This window comes from Haloarchaeobius salinus (assembly GCF_024464185.1).
GTDB lineage: Archaea > Halobacteriota > Halobacteria > Halobacteriales > Natrialbaceae > Haloarchaeobius > Haloarchaeobius salinus.
This window is the reverse complement of sequence record NZ_JANHAU010000004.1, coordinates 76,055-93,573: the sequence shown is the minus strand read 5'-3', so window position 1 is coordinate 93,573 and position 17,519 is coordinate 76,055. Positions and strand designations below refer to the sequence as shown.

Here is a 17,519-nt window from a genome sequence, read left to right as displayed (position 1 = left end):
CAACTGTCTTGGGTGGGAGATTCAAAGGAGTTCTACTACGAGCCAGCCGAAGGCGAATCGCTAAGTACAGAGGTCGTAACGGCGGTTGCGAAGGCTCACGACGAGGATGTGATCGAGCAGGAGTGGCTCATCAGTAAAGACATCAACACGGACGCACTCGACGGACTCTTCCAGGAACGCAATCTCAATATGACCCTCCAGTTCGAGGCCGACGGGACGACGGTGACGATCATCGCCGACCGCCGTGGCGACCCGCGCATCAAGATCGAATCGCACCGATAACGACGCAGCGACACCGAACGGTCGTTTCAGATGCGTTCGACAGAAAACTGAGTCAGAACAGCGCACGCAGCAGGCCGCGACGCTGTCCCCAGAGCTGGTAGGCCGAGGAGACGGCGAACGTCGCGAGGAAGGCGGAGGCCAAGGCCAGCGGCGGGACCGCGGAGATGACCGGGAGGTTCGCGAGGGCGGCGACGACGAGGAACAGTCCGACGACGCCGAGGGCCCGGTAGTACTCGGCCCAGCTGACGCCGAAGGCGGTCGTCATGGTCATGTAGCGCTCCACGTCGCGGGCGGAGTCGAGGAGTTCGACGAGCTTGCGGTCCGCGTCGTAGGCCAGCACGCCGGCCGCGTCGAGCATCGGGAGGTGCGTCTGGTGGAGCGAGACGTACACCGTGTGCCGCACGTCCCGCGGTGCAGGCGACTCGCCCGATTCGACCGTCGCGATGGCCTCCGCGAGGTCCCGGAGCGCGACGCCGTCGTCGTGGCGACGCAGGTACTCCAGCGTGTGACGGCGGCGTTGGTTGCTGAGAATGGCGAACACGTCCGAATCCGGTACTGTGTGTGTCTTGGTTAGCATTGTCCCCCCACGACGCGGCGATTCGCGTCTCCGGAAGTACGTATCGCGCGCAGGGGGGATAGGTATGGAGAGCGGACACCGGTGGGTCGGAGTACGCAAGGCCGGATTGAAGCTATCGGGTCTCGGATAGTTCGGGGCGTTCGAACCGGCAGGCGTCGCATTCCGGTACTCATACTGCCAGTACGGTCGCCGTGTCGTTCTGGAGCTGTTCTCGCGGCGAAACCGAGAGACTGCGGCCTGCTAACGGGTCCGACGACCCGGGCCGGGTCACCATACCGGTCGCGGCAATTTCGGTGGTAGCAGGACCGGACCGGAACGCAACGGCACACTGAGAGGACGAAAGCAGGACATAAGTAATACGATACGTGGCGGAGGGAAGGATAGCCCGTCGAAGGGGGAGCAGACACACCGGGGGCTTCGGGGCGCGACACGCCGTCGCACCCCCGACCCGTGTGCGCTGCATACGAAGACGGGCACTCCGACCTGGAGTGGGACAGACGGTTCGACTCCGTCACCAGGTCCTCCCCAAGGGGGGGAAACACATCAATGACAGACGAAAGACAACACCTCACTCGGCGTACCGTACTCGCGGGACTCGGCACCGTCGGCGTCGCAGCCGCGGGGGCTGGCCTCGGCACCACCGCACTGTTCAACGACCGCGAGGGGTTCAGCGAGAACCTCCTCACCGCGGGTTCGCTGGACCTCCTGCTCGACTACAAGGCGACCTACGACGGCCCGAACGGCGTCGAGATCCTCGGACAGCGCCCCACCCCGGACGAGGAACAGGCGTGGGAGGACCAGTTCGGCGAGGGCAGCGAGATCGACTACTGTTCGGACGACGGCAAGGCGATGCTCATCAACGGCGACGAGATCCCCGTCTTCGACCTCGACGACGTCAAGCCAGGCGACTCCGGCGAAGTCACCGTCAGCCTCCACATCTGCGACAACCCCGCGTGGGTGACGATGTCCGGTGAGCTGGTCGAGAACGCAGAGAACGGCCAGACGGAGCCCGAACTCGCCGACGAGGGCGAGGACACCGACGGCGTGGGCGAGCTCGCCGACGCCATCCAGGTCACCATGTGGTACGACCCGGACTGCAACAACGTCCTCGACGAGGACGAGGTCGTCATCTTCGAGGGGAGCATGACCGACGCGTTCGCCGCGCTCGAGGCCGGCATCGGCCTCGACGGCGACGCCAGCACCCCGGAGTTCGACCCGGTCCCCGGCGCGAGCACCTACTGCATCGGCTTCTACTGGGAGCTGCCCATCGACGTGGGCAACGAGGTCCAGACCGACTCCGTGAAGTTCGACCTGACCTTCGACGCCGAGCAGTCGCGGCACAACCCCGTCGTGACGACCAGCCAGGGCGAGGGCTTCGAACCGTTCCAGAAGTCCTCGTTCGCACGGGCCCGCTACGGCGGCGTGAACACCTGGGAACTCGCGGTCGGTACCGCACCCGGTAACGCCGACGAGGCGGACTACACCTGGACCTCCGGTGCGACGGTCCCGTTCACCTACGAGTACGATGGTGCGGGCTCCGCAGCCTTCTCGGTCGACGGCGTGACCGTTAGCGACTCGATTCCGGCACCCGCTGGACGCTTCGCGTTCGTCGGCAAGGCCGACGAGGCAACCGTGACGGTCGACAACCTCGCACTCAACGTCGGCGGCGACTCGATCGGCCTGGTCGGTCCCAACACGATGACCGCGTCGAACGACGACGACGGCACTGACCGCGACATCCAGCACCTCGTCGTCAACACGAGCGCAGCACAGGTCTCCGGGCCGTTCACCGTGACGGGCGACCTGACTGGAACGGTGCAGGGCGACTACGACAGCTCCGCCGAGGAGGGCGTCGCGCTCGACCTCGCCTTCGAGTAAACCCGGGCTCCGGCCCGAAACAACTGACCCGGAGTGGTTCGGCCGACGGTTCGACTCCGTCGCCGGGTCGTCCCCTCAGGGGGGAGTAAACAGCAATGACCAACGACAGACAACACACCATCTCCCGACGGACAGTCCTCGCCGGACTGGGGACCGTCGGCGTGGCGGCCGCGGGCGCGGGCCTCGGCACCACCGCACTGTTCAACGACCGCGAGGGGTTCATCGGCAACAGCCTCACGGCTGGTTCGCTCGACCTGAAGCTCGACTACAAGGCGACCTACCTCGGCGGTGCGGGCCGCCTCGACGATGTCGTCGCCATGGGCTACCCGGACGCCGAGGACCTCGGCGACGGGCGGTACCTGCTCGACCAGGCACCCAGCCCGGCCGACATGCAGGCGTGGGAGGACCTCGTCATGGGCGAGCAGTTCCAGTTCTGTTCGGACGAGGCCGACGAGTTCCTCGTCAACGGCGACGAGCTGCCCGTCTTCAACCTCTCGGACGTCAAGCCCGGTGACTGCGGCGAGGTCACCATCAGCTTCCACATCTGTGACAACCCGGCGTGGCTCGACCTCTCCGGGAGTGTCTACGCCAACAACGAGAACGGCCAGACCGAGCCCGAGCTCGCCGACGAGGGCGAGGACACGGACGGCATGGGCGAGCTCGCCGACCTCATCGAGGTATGCGTCTGGTACGACGAGGACTGCGACAACGTCTACGAGCCCGGCGGCGAGGGCGAGGGCCAGGAGCTCGAGGTCGCACTCGTCAGCGACACCTCCGGCTCGATGAGCGGTTCGAAGATCGCCGCACTCCGGAACGCGGCCACCGACTTCGTCGACAACCTCGCACAGCCCGACGAAGTTGCCGCGGTCTCGTTCAACGGCAGTGGGAGCCTCGACCAGGAGCTCACGACCAACTACCAGGCCGTCAAGGACGCCATCAACAACTACACCGCGGGTGGCGCAACGAACATGACCGCCGGCATCTCGATCGCCGACGACGAGCTCATGGGTGGCACGAACGCGACGCCCTCGGCGTCGAAGGTCATGATCGTCCTGACCGACGGCGTCGTCAACGACCCGTCGGCCGCGGCGCAGGCCGCGACCGACGCGAAGAACAACGGTATCCGCATCTTCACCATCGCGCTCGGTGCCGGTGCCGACCAGACGTACCTCGCGAACAACATCGCGAGCAACCCCGGGGACGCGTTCATCGCCCCGGACGCCGCCGACCTCGACACCATCTACGAGGAGATCGCACAGATCGTCCTCGAGGGCGAGGTGAAGATCCTCGAGGGCACGATGGCCGAGGTGTTCGCTGCACTCGCCGAGGGCGTCCCGCTCGACGGCGACCGCACCTCCGAGGAGCGCGACCCGTACGCGGCCGTGACCACGCAGTGCATCGGCTTCGAATGGTGCCTGCCCGCGGAGGTCGGCAACGAGGTCCAGACCGACTCCATCATGTTCGACCTCGTGGTCGACGCCGAACAGTCGCGCCACAACGACAACCCCGGTGGTGAGAACAACAGCACCGACAGTGGCAACAGCACGCCGCCCACGACCACGGCTGCGAACTGAACCGACCGAAGACTGACTGCCTCGTCCGTCGTGCCTGGGGGCGCGACGGTGGCCCATCGGTCGCAGGGACCGACGACGACGGTTCGACTCCGTCGGTGGGTCGTTCCCCGAAAGGGGGGAGTACACATACAATGAGCGACAAACAGACATACGACATCACCCGGCGGACGGTCCTCGCCGGTCTCGGAACGGCCGGCATCGCTGCCGCGGGCGCGGGCCTCGGCACGACCGCACTGTTCAACGACCGCGAGGGCTTCGTCGGCAACAGCCTCGCCGCCGGCCGGCTCGATCTCCAGCTCGACTACAAGGCCACCTACGACGGCCCGAACGGCGTCGAGATGATCGGCCAGGCACCGACCGAGCAGCAGCTCATCGACCAGGGGCTCATCGACATGGCCGAGGGTCCGATGACCTGGGAGGAGCGCGCGGACCTCGGCTTCGCCTGCGACACCGAGGGCTTCATCGACGGCGAGGCGATCCCCGTCTTCGAGCTCGACGACGTCAAGCCCGGCGACTGCGGTGAGGTCACCGTCAGCCTCCACATCTGTGACAACCCCGCCTACCTCTGGATGCGCGGGAGCGTCTACGACGACCTCGACAACGGACTCACCGAGCCCGAGGGCGAGGTCGACGACACGCCCGACGTGGGCGAACTCGCGGAGAACATCGACGTGACCCTCTGGTACGACGAGGACTGTTCGAACACCATCACGGAGGGCGTCGGCACGAGCGACATCCTCGTCGTGCAGGACATCTCCGGCTCGATGGAGTACGACCAGTACGGCGGCGATATCTCCGACGGCCAGGGTGGCACGACCACCAAGCTCGCCGTCGCGAAGGACGCGATGGGTGACTTCGCCACCATCGTCTTCGACGAGACCGCCGACACCGAGATCGGCGTGTTCACGTTCGGCAACGAGGACTACATCGGCGACGACCAGGCTCCCGGTATCGCGTTCGGCCCGTCCGACGACGAGACCGACGTACAGAACGCCATCTCCAGCGTCGACGCGGTCCCGGAGGGCGTGACCGGCACGGCCCTCGGGCTCGCGGTGCAGGAGGGCGACAACTACCTGAGCGCGAACGCTCGCTCGGGCGCACAGAAGATCATGATCCTGCTCACCGACGGCGAGCAGTTCGAGAGCAACGTCGACGAGCTGCAGGCCGCCAACGACGCGAAGGCCGGCGGCACCCGCATCATCGTCATCGACATCAACGACCCCGGCGACGGCGATCCCCAGCTGCTCCGGGACATGGCCGGGACGGCCGTCAACAACCCCGGCGACGGCGACGGGACCGACTACTACAACACCTCGGCCGACGACCTCGCGGTCGTCCTTCCGGTCATCTACGAGTCCATCATCGAGTCCGTCGTGGTGGGCGAGGTGGTGTTCTTCGAGGGCACCCTGGCGGAGTTCAACGACGCCGCGTCGAGCGGCCTCAAGCTGGAGGCGCTCCCGCTGCTGGCCCAGTCCAGCGACGACGACGAGTACTGCTTCCTGCCGGGCACCCACTGCGTCGCGATGGAGTGGTGCATCCCGCGCGAGGTGGGCAACGAGATCCAGACCGACTCCGTGAAGTTCGACCTGGACTTCGCCGCCGTGCAGTGCCGGCACAACGACGAGAACGCGAACCCGTTCGGTTCCGCCGCCTGAGCTGAACCGGCCACGTCCGGCTCGACCGAGCCGGCCATCCCGCTACCATGACCCCGTAGCCCGATGACGGGGGCGGCCGCCGTCATCGAACACATCGACCCGGAGCGGTCACACGACGGTTCGACTCCGTCGCCGGGTCCTCCCCGCGGACGGGGACAACTCTCGACCGACGACCGACGACGCGGACCCACCGAGGTCGCCGACGTCGCTTCGGGCGAACGGTTCCAGGGTCGCCGTACCGGACCGGCAGGGTCAGCCGACCGCTCCACGAGCGGTCGGAAGTGGTCCGTATCCCGGTGGCGGGCGACCCATACCTAAGCCCGTCGCTGTCCTCCCGACAGGCGAGAAACGACGACGAACGGACCCGGTGGACCGACAGTGGTCGGTCGCCCGGTCACGTCGTCGAGTCCGACACGCCGCCTGGGGGGCGGCAGGGGGGAGACACGTGACATCTACACAGAAACAACTGAATCGACGCGACCTGCTCGCCGGCATCGGTGCCGGTGCCGTCGGGATCGCCACACTCTCGGGAGTGACGGGCGATCTCGGCGATGCCCCGGCGTACACGCACTACACGTACGCCGCGCCGAACTCGCTGGTCCGGATCGCCTGGTTCGAGACGTACAACGGTGGCGTCCTCGCGGGACAGAACGGCTCGACGGTGACCAACGGGACCGCCGTCCTCGACCCGGCCGAATCGCCGGCGTACGTCGACGGCGTCTCCGGACCCGTCGTGACGCTCGACAACCTGATGCCGGGTGACGAGGGAACCCTCGTCGTCGGCTTCCAGGCGGTGGACACGCCGGCACAGGTCCGCCTTCTCCCGCAGCTCTCCGCGACCGACGAGAACGGAATCGTCGAGCCGGAGGCCGTCGCGGGAGACACGACGACCGACGTCGGCGAGCTACAGGACGCCCTGCTCGTCGAGATCTGGCGCGACTCCAGCCTGTTCGGCGGCTGCGACGGCCGTCGCGGGCTCGGCGACACGACCCTCACGACGGGCTCGCTCCAGAGTGTGAGCGACGAGTACGGCCCCGAGGGGATCGACCTCGGCTGTCTCGACGGCGGCGAGAACCGCTGTCTCGGGCTGGCCTGGCGGTTCGACCCGGACAGCGCCGACACCCAGACCGACAGCGTCACGTTCGACCTGGTCTGCGAGGCCGTCGGCTGTGGAGGTGCGGAATGAGCGGCCTCACCCGCCGGGAGATCCTCGTCGGGGCCTCCGTCATCGGCGGCGCAGGTGCCATCTCGACGGCGAGCACCTACGGCGCGCTGGCCGACCTGGAGCGGTTCACCGGGAACTCGCTGCGGGCCGGCCTGCTCGACCTGCTGGTCGGGTGGGAGCACGACGGCGACACGGGCGCGAGCGACGGACAGGTGTCCATCGACCTCGGGACGCTCTCGCCCGGCAGACGGGGGTTCGTCCTGTTCACCGTGGACCTGCCCGAGTCCGACGACGGCGTCAACAACCCTGCCTACACCTGGCTGCGGACGTTCTGTCCGTCGACGACCGGACGACTCGCGAGCGCGCTCACCGTCAGCCTCCGGTACGTCGACGGGACCGGCGCGTACACGAGCGACCCCCTGTTCGAGGGGACGCTCTGTGACGTGGCGCGTACGTACCAGACCGGCCTGCCGCTGGACCCGTCCCAGGACCCGAACGCGACCGTTCCCGGCTGCCTGAACGCCGGCGAGGACGGGCCGCTCCACCTGCGGCTCGACTACGAGCTCGCCGACGACTACGTCGGGGAGGAGACCGTCGGCCTCGGCTTCGAGTTCGCGGCCGTCGCGTGCCGGCACGCGGACCCGACCGACGACGGCCCGTTCGTGGCTGTCGTCCCGGTCGACTGCTACTGCGGCCCGGACAGACACGGCGTCAGCTACGTCGAGGTGTACGTCTGCGACGACGGTGCGCCCGGCTGTGACTGCGTCCTCCTCGGGAAGCTCGAACTCGACGACACGCTCCCCGAGGACTGCGGCATCGGCACGCCCGCGACGCTCGGGGAGAACCACGTCGTCCCCGGACGCTACACCCTCCCGGTCGACGACGACTGCGAGGACACCGGCTACGACATCGTCGTGACCGAGACGGCGACGAAGCCCGGCGAGGACGGGGGCCGCGACGAGGTCGTCGCGCTCGCCTTCCACGTCGAGGGAGACGGCGACACGCCGGACCCGACGCTCTGTCAGGTCGCCATCAAGGGCGGCCGTGGCGTCGCCTACTACGGCCCCGGTGACCTCGACGGCAACGGGACCCTGGGAGTGCTCGGTGCACCCGAGAAGGACGGTGACGACGAGGGTCCGGGTGGGCCGCCGGCTACCGGTGGCCCCGGCAACGGAGGTGGCAACCGATGACGCCCGAGCTGACCCGCGGGGGTGTGCTCCGGGCCGTCGCGCTGCTCCTCGTGGTGGCGCTGGTCGTCCCGTTCGTCGTCTTCGCCGTCCCGCAGGTCGCGGGCGGTGACGCGAGCTTCGTGGTGGTCTCCGGCAGCATGGAGCCCGCGATCTCCGTCGGCGACGCGGTCGTGGTCGCGGAGGTGGACGGCGACGACGTGCGCGTCGGCGACGTCATCACGTACGTCACGGCGGACCGCTCCGTCCCGACGACCCACCGGGTCATCGACATCCAGCAGACCGCCGCCGGACCCGAGTTCGTCACACAGGGCGACAACAACGAGGACCCCGACGCGAGCACCGTCACGCCCGACCGGCTGGTCGGCCGCGTGATGCTCACCATCCCGCTCATCGGGTACGTGGTCGAGTTCGTCGGGACGACGACCGGCTTCGCGCTGCTCGTCGCGGCACCCATCGCGCTGCTCGTCCTCACCGAACTGTGGGCCCTCGTCAAGCGCGCCCGCGAAGAGAACGAGGACGAGTCCGACGGGACCGGGGACGGGTCGGCGACCGACGGCGTGGGAACCGTGGCGGCCGTCGTCGACGACGACGAAACCGACGGCTGGAGCATCGGCGTCCAGGACCTGACCGCGACGATGGCGGTCGCCGGCGTCGCAGCCGTCTACTCCGGCGTGGTGGCCTACCTCGTCTACGACGGGTCCGTCACCTACTTCCGGTTGCTCCAGCTGAGCGTCTCCGCGTTCGCGGCGTTCGCCGTCGCCTTCGCGGTGCTCCTCGGTATGCGGCTGTTCGTCAGCCCGACAGCCGACACGCCCGCCACCGGGGGCGGCGTGCTCCGGGGCTCGCTCGACGAGGCGACCCGCTCGCTGCCGTCGGTCACCGTCGCCAGCGTGGACGAGCTCCGCGCCATGGCCGCCGCGGCCGGGCGCTGGATCGTCCACGACGAAGCGGCTGACCGGCTCAGCTACTCGGACGGCACGATGCTGTACGTCTGCGACGCGCCGACCGACGGCGACGTCGAGACCGCGGTCATCGCTGCCGACGAGGAGCCCACGACGGACGGAGCCGCCGACACCGACGACGCCGTCGACACGGAGGAGGCTGCGTGGGCCGCGCTCTTCGGCGACGCGTTCGACGCCGAGGGGCTGGAGTACACGTTCCCGGCTCGCGACGCGCGGCCCGACGGAGGTGAGTCCGATGAGCAGTAGACACAGCTCGGCGCTGGCCGTGCTCGCCACGGTGCTCGTCGTGCTCGCCGCCGTCGCCGGCGGCAGCGTCACCACGGGGCTGTTCGCGGACCGCGAGAACCTCGCCGTCTCCGTCGGTGGCTCCGGAGCCCCGGCCCCCGATACCGGAACCGTCCAGGTCACCGGCTCGGACGACCCCGCCTGGGAGGACTCGATCCGGGTCCTCCACGACGGCGACGACGTGGCCGTCGTCTCCATCGTCACCGACACCGGCGGCGTGGTCGAGTTCACCGTCTCCCGGGTCGAGGACTCGCCCGCGACCGTGATGGTCCGGCTCGACGCGCTCGCAGCCGTCGGGATGGACATCACGGCGTTCCAGCTGCTCGTCGACGGACAGTCGTCCCCGTACGACCGTCTCGACGTCGACGGCTACTCGTGGGCGACGTTCCACATGGCGTCGTTCTCGACCCACTCTGTCGGGTTCGAGTCGGTCGCGCCCGCCGTCGACAACTCGACGGTGGACGATTCGGGCGACGGGAACGTCAGCGTCGACGATGGCAACAACACCGTCGACAACTCGACCGTCGGTGATTCGGGTGACTGGAACGTCAGCGTCGATGACGACAACAGTACCGTCGACAACTCGACCGTCGGCGACTCGGGTGACGGGAACGTCAGCGTCGACGACGGCAACAGTACCGTCGACGACGGCAACAGCACCGTCGACGATTCCGGTGATGGGAACGTCAGCGTCGACGACGGCAACAGTACCGTCGACAATTCCGGCGACGGGAACGTCAGTGTCGGTGATGACAACAGCACCGCCGACAACCCGGGCGTCGGCGGCTCGGGTGACGGCAACGTCAGCGTCGAGGACGGGACCACTACCGTCGACAATTCGAGCGTCGGTGATTCGGGTGACGAGAACGTCGGTGTCGACGACAGCGCCGACGGGAATGGCAGTGTCGACGAGGGTGACACCCCGGTCAGCGAGGGCAGCGACAACAGCACCGTCCAGGAGCCCGACGACCCCGACAGCGGCTCCGGCGACAACGTCTCCGTCGGTGACGGCGACGGTACCGAGGATGAGGGTGCTGACGACGGGACTGACGCGGGAACTGACGACGGGACCGACACCGCGACTGACAACGGCTCCGATACTGGAACCGACGACAGCAGCGACGACGGCTCCGACGACAGCAGCGATGACACCTCCGACACCGGAACCGACGACAGCAGCGATGACACCTCCGACACCGGAACCGACGACAGCAGCGATGACACCTCCGACACCGGAACCGACGACAGCAGCGATGACACCTCCGGCGACGGAACCGACGATTCGGGCCAGCCGTCGGCCTGACCCGGTCCAGTCACTCAGTTTTTGGTGACGAATTCGAAGCGAGCACCGCCGTCCGTGTCGCCGAGTTCGACGGTCCAGCCGTGTGCCTCCGCGATATCGGCGACGATGGCCAGCCCGAGGCCGGTTCCGCCCTCGCGTGAGGTGACGCCCGGTTCGAACACGCGCTCCCTGAGCTCCGGCGGGAGGCCGGGACCGTCGTCCGCGACGTAGAAGCCGTCCCGCTCGGGGAGCGTGCCGACGGTCACGGTGACCTCACCGCCGTGTACACCACCATCTGTCGTCTCCCGTGGGACGTTCTCGGACGCGGATGGGCCGGCGGTGGCTCCGTGCTCGATAGCGTTGCGGAAGAGGTTCTCGAGCAGTCGTGCGAGCTGGTCCCGGTCGGCGTCGACCGTCGTGGACTCGACCACGTCGAGGGTCCCACCGTCGGTGTCGACACCCGACCAGGCGGCGCGGGCGGCCGACTCGAGTTCGATCGGCATCGTCTCGGTTATCTCGCCACCCTGCCGTGCGAGTGCGAGCACGTCGTCGACGATGCGGTCCATGCGGTCGTGGCTCGTCGAGACCTCCTTGAGGTACTGGAGGGCCGTCTCGTCCTCGACGTGGTCCTCCAGGAGCTCGACGTAGCCCTCGGCGACGTTCAGCGGGTTGCGGAGGTCGTGGCTGACGACGCTCGCGAACCGGTCGAGCCGCTCGTTCGTCGCCGCCAGCTCCTGCTCGCGCGCCCGGTGCTCGGTCACGTCGCGGGTGTTGATGACGATCCCCTCGACGGCCGGGTCGTCGAGGAGGTTCCGGGCGACGGACTCGTGGACGCGCCAGGAGCCGTCGGCGTGCTGGACGCGGTACTCCACGCGCTCGATGGGACGATCCTCCTCGATGCCCTTCGCGAACTCCGTGGCGAGGTCGGCCTGATCCGCCGGGTGGATGTAGTCGAAGGCGTTCCCGCCGACCATCTCCTCGGGGTCGTAGCCGAGCACCTGCTTCGTCGACGGGCTCTGGTACTGGACGGTACCGTCGTCGTCGAGGACGGCGACGATGTCGGAGGCGTTCTCGATGAGCGCCTGGAACCGCTGTTCGGTCTCCCGCGTCTCGGTCACGTCGCGCAGGACGAGCAGCCGACTCGCGTCGTCCCGGCCGACGGGGGAGATGGTGGCGTCGACGAACCGTCGGTCGGCCCCCTCACCCACGACGAACTCGGTGCGCTCGTCGGCATCGTCGTCGTCGAGCACGTCGGCATCGGCCGGGAGCACGTCGGCGACGGGCTGGCCGACGGACAGCGACGTCGAGAGGAGCTGTTCCGCGGCGGGGTTGGCGTCGACGACCCGGTCCGACTCGTCGAGGACGACGTAGCCGTCGCGCATCTCCTCGATGACGGACTCGCGAGCGACCGGGACCACGTCGAGCAGCCGGTAGCGGGTGATGGCCAGCCAGAAGGCGACTCCGGAGACGGTGAACGCGGCTCCGGTGAGGTTGAGAGCAGTACCGGCCCCGGAGAGGTGTCCCACGTTCGAGAGCATCGGGACGAGCGCGCCGACGGTCAGGAGGGTGGCCTGCCCGCGGAACGTCGTGTCCTGCGTGCGCGCCCGGAACAGCAGCACGTACGCCCCGAAGATGACGAGAGCGTACGAGTAGAGCGCGTGAGCGATGTACGCCGGTCCGAGCTCGCGCTGGAGCAGGGGAAGGCTCCCCGACTGCGTCTCTGTCAGGGCCGCGGCGCTCCAGAGGAGGTCGTGGGACGAATGCGTCGCGAGCAGGACGGCGAACAGGACGGGCTCCACGGCGAGCAGGACGTACGTTCGTCGGGAGAGCCACTGCTCCCGTCCGCCGTAGCTCATCGCGAACAGCAGCCACGCGAGGGGTGGCACGACCGTGACGAGGTTGATCGCCGTCTCGATGGCGATCTGGCTCTCCTCGTCGACGACGAGCAGCTGGGTACCGTCGCCCGCCGACCAGAGCGCGGCACCGAACATCAGCATGGCGAACAGCGAGAGCAGTCGGCGATGGGTCGGCTGGCTTCGGGCCACGTACAGCGCGTACACGCCGAGTCCGGCCGACAGCATCGCTGCACCGAACAGCAGCACGACGAACGCGACGTGGGTGGCCGTCATGCTCTCGACGGCGACGAATGTCGGCACTAGTATCATCAGGAACTTCGTGTGAGTGAACTTATGTGCCATGGCTAGCGGTGGTCGGGACGGGCCGGTCGCGCGCAGCCAACGGTTATGGTGGAACCGGGCGAAATCGAGCCATGGACCGGCTCTCGGTCGACGATGGTCCCGCTACCGAGACGGAGGGTGGTGCGCGGCGTCGGTCGCTCTCCGACGCCCTCGGCACCGACCGGCTCTCACTGAACCGGTATCGCGCCAGGCCCGGTGAGCGCCTGAGCCTGTCCCGGCACGCACACACCGCACAGGAGGAGGTGTTCGTCGTCCTCACGGGCGAGGCGACGTTCGAGACGCGCGACGGCGAGGTGAGCGTCGGGGAGCGCGAGGCGATACGGTTCGGCCCGGGCGAGTTCCAGCGTGGTCGCAACGACGCCGCGACGGACCTCGTGGTGCTCGCACTGGGTGCGCCGAGGGAGGCCGGCGAGACGCTCATCTCGTGGACGCCGGACCTCGGGGATGTGGCCTGTCCGGAGTGTGACCACGACGTGATGCGGGTGGAAACGAGGGACGACGGTGCGGTGCTCGTCTGCCCCGACTGCGGCGCTGTGTGGGACCCGGACTGACGCTCCCGCACCGGTCAGTCTCCCGCAAGCGACCGATGGTTTCGACACTACTAACTCCGGGTCCGCGAAACTACCGACCGAGCCAACAATGAAACTGCACGAGTACCAGGCGAAGCAGGTCTTCGCCGACGCCGGTATCCCGACGCCGTCGTCGACACTCGCGGACAACGTCGACGACGCCGTCGCGGCGGCCGAGGAGATCGGCTACCCGGTCGCGATCAAGGCGCAGGTACAGGTGGGCGGACGTGGGAAGGCGGGCGGCATCAAGCTCGTCGACGACGCCGACGAGGCCCGCGAGGCCGCGGACGCAATCCTCGGGATGGACCTCAAGGGCATCCACGTGGACCGCGTCCTCGTCGAGGCGGCCGTCGACTTCGTCAACGAGCTGTACGTCGGCGTCACGATGGACCGCGGCGAGGGCAAGCCCGTCGCGATGGTCTCGACCCGCGGCGGCGTCAACATCGAGGAGGTCGCCGAGGAGGACCCCGACGCCATCGTGCGCGAGCACGTCGACCCCTCGTTCGGGATGCACCCGTACCAGGCCCGGAAGGCCGTCTACGACGCCGGCGTCGAGCGCGACGTCGCCCGCGACGTCGCCAGCGTCCTCCAGACGCTGTACACGCTCTGGGACGACCGGGACGGTGCGGACGCCGAGATCAATCCCCTGATGGTCACGAGCGACCGCGAGGTCGTCGCGGCCGACGCGGTCATGAACATCGACGAGGACGCGTTGTTCCGTCAGCCCGAACTCGCCGAGATGGAGGCGGAGGCCACGGCGGGCGGCGACGACCTCGAGGCCAAGGCCGACGAGTACGGCTTCGACTACGTCCGTCTCGACGGCAACGTCGGCATCATCGGCAACGGTGCCGGCCTCGTGATGACGACGCTGGACCTCGTCGACCACTACGGCGGCAAGCCGGCCAACTTCCTCGACATCGGTGGCGGCGCGAAGGCCGAACGCGTCACCAACGCGCTGGACATGGTGTTCTCCGACGAGAACGTCGACTCGGTCGTCTTCAACATCTTCGGCGGCATCACCCGCGGCGACGAGGTCGCCCGCGGCATCAACGAGGCCCTCGAGGGCTTCGACGAGATCCCCAAGCCGGTCGTCGTCCGCCTCGCGGGCACGAACTGGGAGGAGGGGATGGAGATTCTGAACGAGGACCTCGTCACGGTCGAGAAGACACTCGAGGACGCGGTCCAGCGTGCGGTCGCGAACGCGGAGGAGGTGGACCAATGAGCGTACTAGTCGACGACGACACCCGAGTGGTTGTACAGGGCATCACCGGCGGCGAGGGCAAGTTCCACGCCGGCCAGATGATCGAGTACGGGACCAACGTGGTCGCCGGTGCGGTGCCGGGCAAGGGCGGCCAGGAGGTCCACGGCGTCCCGGTCTACGACACCGTCGACCAGGCGGCGCGCGAGGAGGACGCCGACGCCTCCGTCGTGTTCGTCCCGCCGGCGTTCGCGGCCGACGCCATCTTCGAGGCGCTCGACTCGCCGGTCGACCTCGCCGTGGCCATTACGGAGGGCATCCCGACGCAGGACATGGCCCGCGTGAACAAGCGGCTCTCCGAGGTCGACACGCGCCTCATCGGTCCGAACTGCCCGGGCATCATCACCCCGGGCGAGGCGAAGCTGGGCATCCTGCCGGGCAACATCTTCGAGGCCGGCAACGTCGGCCTCGTCTCCCGTTCGGGCACGCTCACGTACCAGGTCGTCTCCAACCTCACCGAGCGCGGCATCGGTCAGACGACCGCCATCGGTATCGGCGGCGACCCCATCATCGGGACGGACTTCGTCGACTCGCTGCGCCTGTTCGAGGACGACCCCGACACCGACGCCATCGTCATGTGCGGTGAGATCGGTGGCGAGGACGAGGAGGAGGCCGCCGCGTTCATCGACGACTACGTCGACACGCCCGTCGCCGGCTTCATCGCGGGCCGCACCGCCCCGCCGGGCAAGCGCATGGGCCACGCGGGGGCCATCGTCTCCGGCTCCGGCACCGGCACCGCGCAGTCGAAGATCGACGCGCTGAACGACGCGGGCGTCCCCGTCGGTGACACCCCGGAGGAGGTCGCCGACCACATCGAGAGCTTCCTGTAAGCTCCCGCGCAGTTCTCCTTCAGAACAGGTTCCGCAGCCACGCCGCCAGCCTGCCGAACGGTCCCCGCGACCCGTTCTCGTCGTCCAGTCGGCCGACGATGACGTCGTCGTACCCGTCGTCGGCTTCGGCGTCGGCGAGCGCGCTCTCGTCGGGGTCCGCGAGCAGGTCGGCGTCGATGGGGTCCGCGGGCGAGATGTCGGGGGACTCGGCCGTCCCGTCCGACTGCTCGTCCGTCTCTGGCCCCGCATCGGACGGCGGAGCGGCCGCGCTCGGCCCGACGCCACCGGCCAGCGGGCCGGCCGTGTCCGTCTCCGCGTCCGCGTCGAACTCGGGGACGTCGTCCTCGTCGACGTCGAGGTCCAGCTCGTCGATGCTCGGGGTCGCCGCCGGCTCGTCGGCGTCGCGGGAGTCCTCCATCTCGCCGGGGCCTTCGGTCGCCGGCCCTGTCGGTGCTTCGGTGCCCGGCGTCTCACTCGGGCTGCTCGATTCGACGGGCGTCGTCAGTTCGTCAGGGTCGCGAACCGGTTCCGGACCGTCCGACGTCTCGGCGAGCTCCGTTCCGGGCGAGTCGCCGACCTCGGCGTCCTCGGTCCGGTCCTGCGCCACCCCGGCGTCGGCGGGCCCCGCGTCGACGGAGTCGAGCACGTCGTCCGTCGTCATGCGCTCGGGGTCGTCCTCGCGGACCCGCGGGTTGGTCTCCGCCATGTCGGCGAACACGTCGTCCAGCCCGTCCTCGACGACGGTCGTCTTCGGCCCTCCACCGACCAGTCCGGCGGAGTCGGTCGGCGGTACGTCGTCGTCGGCCGCGTCCGCGCTGCTCCGGGTGACGGTCGGACCACCGGGGTCCTCGTCGGTCGCGTGCGTCGGCTCGTCGAGGTCCGACAGGAGCGACGCCACGTCCTCGTCGACGCCTGCGTTCGCCCCCGCTGCTGCGGGTTCGGTCGGCCCGTCGTCCGCGCCGGCCTCGATGGTCTCGAACACCTCGTCGATGCCCTCACCCACGACCGTCTCCGGACCCGCGTCCACGTCCATCCCGGTGTCCAGGGACCGCGATGACCGGTGGACACGCGGGCCGGTCCCCACGGACTCCGCGAAGGCGTCGCCGGCGACGCTGGCCAGCTCGGAGCCGCGGTCGCGCTCGCTGTCGTCGTCGGCAGCGAAATCCTGGGGCTGTTCAGCCCGGAGGAGCGGGCGACGGAACACCCGGACGCGCTCGCCGTACCGGTCGCGGAGCCCGGCCAGCAGGTCGGTCTCGACGCAGACGAACCGCCAGCGGCCGTCGCGGTCGGTCAGCAGCGCGAACGTCAGACCGTCGAGATGCTCGGCGACCGCGGCGACGAGCGCGGGGTAGTTGTGCTGTCCGAGCTCCGAGTCGGGGTAGCTGAACGTCGATTCCCGGCGCTCGCCATCGGGTGTCTCGACGACGATGTCGATTGGGTCGTCACCGGACAGGGCGACGCGCCAGCCGTGTGCGCGACAGGCCTCGTCGAGCTGGCGGGCGGGGGCGTGGGCCCAGTACTCGCGGTCGGCGTCGATACCCCCGGCACCGGTCGCGAGCGTGTCGTGGAGTCGCCCGTACAGCGTCGATTCGTCGGCGTCGTCGAACCGGTGGTCGAAGAACTCGGGGAGGGAGAGCCCGTCCGGCAGCGTCTCCTCGCCGTGGGCCGCCAGGATCTCCGCGTCCGAGCGGCCGAACCCGCGCAGGACGGCCACGTACTCGGCCAGCCGCTCGCGTCGGTCGCGGTCGGTCATCGGTTAGATTACGGTTTCACGGCTCACGAATATTAACGTTCGGTACGACCGCCCGGCGGGA

General features: G+C 68.8%; 14 protein-coding genes. 11 read left to right on the top strand and 3 right to left on the bottom strand.

Annotation, left to right across the window (positions count from 1 at the left end; translation table 11 throughout):
• Positions 1-12 precede the first annotated feature (12 nt).
• Positions 13-282, top strand: a complete 270-nt coding sequence (locus NO345_RS14745) for a HalOD1 output domain-containing protein (protein WP_256300414.1) — start codon at positions 13-15, stop codon at positions 280-282.
• Between the two features lie 52 nt (positions 283-334).
• On the opposite strand, the gene NO345_RS14740 is transcribed toward NO345_RS14745, so the two are convergent.
• A complete protein-coding gene (locus NO345_RS14740; protein ID WP_256300412.1) occupies positions 335-859 on the bottom strand; it encodes a DUF7344 domain-containing protein in 525 nt (174 codons plus the stop codon).
• A gap of 546 nt (positions 860-1,405) precedes the next feature.
• Here NO345_RS14740 and NO345_RS14735 point away from each other — a divergent pair.
• The 7 genes from NO345_RS14735 to NO345_RS14705 all read left to right on the top strand — a co-directional run bounded on the left by NO345_RS14735 (position 1,406) and on the right by NO345_RS14705 (position 10,871).
• Positions 1,406-2,737, top strand: a complete 1,332-nt coding sequence (locus NO345_RS14735) for a choice-of-anchor W domain-containing protein (protein ID WP_256300410.1) — start codon at positions 1,406-1,408, stop codon at positions 2,735-2,737.
• A gap of 95 nt (positions 2,738-2,832) precedes the next feature.
• Complete coding sequence (locus NO345_RS14730) at positions 2,833-4,311, top strand: vWA domain-containing protein (RefSeq protein WP_256300408.1); 1,479 nt, start codon at positions 2,833-2,835, stop codon at positions 4,309-4,311.
• A 131-nt stretch (positions 4,312-4,442) separates the two neighbouring features.
• On the top strand, positions 4,443-5,966 hold the full coding sequence (locus tag NO345_RS14725; protein ID WP_256300406.1) for a vWA domain-containing protein: 1,524 nt from the start codon (positions 4,443-4,445) through the stop codon (positions 5,964-5,966).
• 445 nt (positions 5,967-6,411) lie between these two features.
• The gene (locus tag NO345_RS14720) at positions 6,412-7,152 is read left to right on the top strand and encodes a hypothetical protein (protein WP_256300404.1); all 741 of its coding nucleotides are present in this window, start codon (positions 6,412-6,414) and stop codon (positions 7,150-7,152) included.
• On the top strand, positions 7,149-8,321 hold the full coding sequence (locus NO345_RS14715) for a hypothetical protein (RefSeq protein WP_256300402.1): 1,173 nt from the start codon (positions 7,149-7,151) through the stop codon (positions 8,319-8,321). Before NO345_RS14720 ends, NO345_RS14715 begins: the two co-directional genes overlap by 4 nt.
• Positions 8,318-9,529 carry a signal peptidase I gene (locus tag NO345_RS14710; RefSeq protein ID WP_256300400.1) on the top strand — a complete coding sequence of 404 codons (1,212 nt, stop codon included), beginning with the start codon at positions 8,318-8,320 and terminating at the stop codon, positions 9,527-9,529. Before NO345_RS14715 ends, NO345_RS14710 begins: the two co-directional genes overlap by 4 nt.
• A complete protein-coding gene (locus tag NO345_RS14705) occupies positions 9,519-10,871 on the top strand; it encodes a hypothetical protein (RefSeq protein ID WP_256300398.1) in 1,353 nt (450 codons plus the stop codon). Before NO345_RS14710 ends, NO345_RS14705 begins: the two co-directional genes overlap by 11 nt.
• Before the next feature lie 14 nt (positions 10,872-10,885).
• On the opposite strand, the gene NO345_RS14700 is transcribed toward NO345_RS14705, so the two are convergent.
• Positions 10,886-13,006: a histidine kinase N-terminal 7TM domain-containing protein gene (locus tag NO345_RS14700; protein ID WP_256300396.1), complete on the bottom strand. Its 2,121-nt coding sequence runs from the start codon at positions 13,004-13,006 to the stop codon at positions 10,886-10,888.
• Between the two features lie 113 nt (positions 13,007-13,119).
• On the opposite strand from NO345_RS14700, the gene NO345_RS14695 reads away from it, so the two are divergent.
• The 3 genes from NO345_RS14695 (at position 13,120) to sucD (ending at position 15,705) form a co-directional block, all read left to right on the top strand.
• Complete coding sequence (locus tag NO345_RS14695) at positions 13,120-13,599, top strand: cupin domain-containing protein (protein ID WP_256300394.1); 480 nt, start codon at positions 13,120-13,122, stop codon at positions 13,597-13,599.
• Positions 13,600-13,687: 88 nt separating this feature from the next.
• On the top strand, positions 13,688-14,839 hold the full coding sequence (gene sucC, locus NO345_RS14690) for an ADP-forming succinate--CoA ligase subunit beta (protein ID WP_256300392.1): 1,152 nt from the start codon (positions 13,688-13,690) through the stop codon (positions 14,837-14,839).
• Positions 14,836-15,705 (top strand): succinate--CoA ligase subunit alpha, encoded by an 870-nt coding sequence (sucD, locus tag NO345_RS14685; protein WP_256300390.1) that lies wholly within the window; start codon positions 14,836-14,838, stop codon positions 15,703-15,705. The genes sucC and sucD overlap by 4 nt, the downstream gene beginning before the upstream one ends.
• 19 nt (positions 15,706-15,724) lie before the next feature.
• On the opposite strand, the gene NO345_RS14680 is transcribed toward sucD, so the two are convergent.
• Positions 15,725-17,458, bottom strand: coding sequence for a hypothetical protein (locus NO345_RS14680; RefSeq protein ID WP_256300388.1), 1,734 nt, complete (start codon positions 17,456-17,458; stop codon positions 15,725-15,727).
• Positions 17,459-17,519 lie beyond the last annotated feature (61 nt).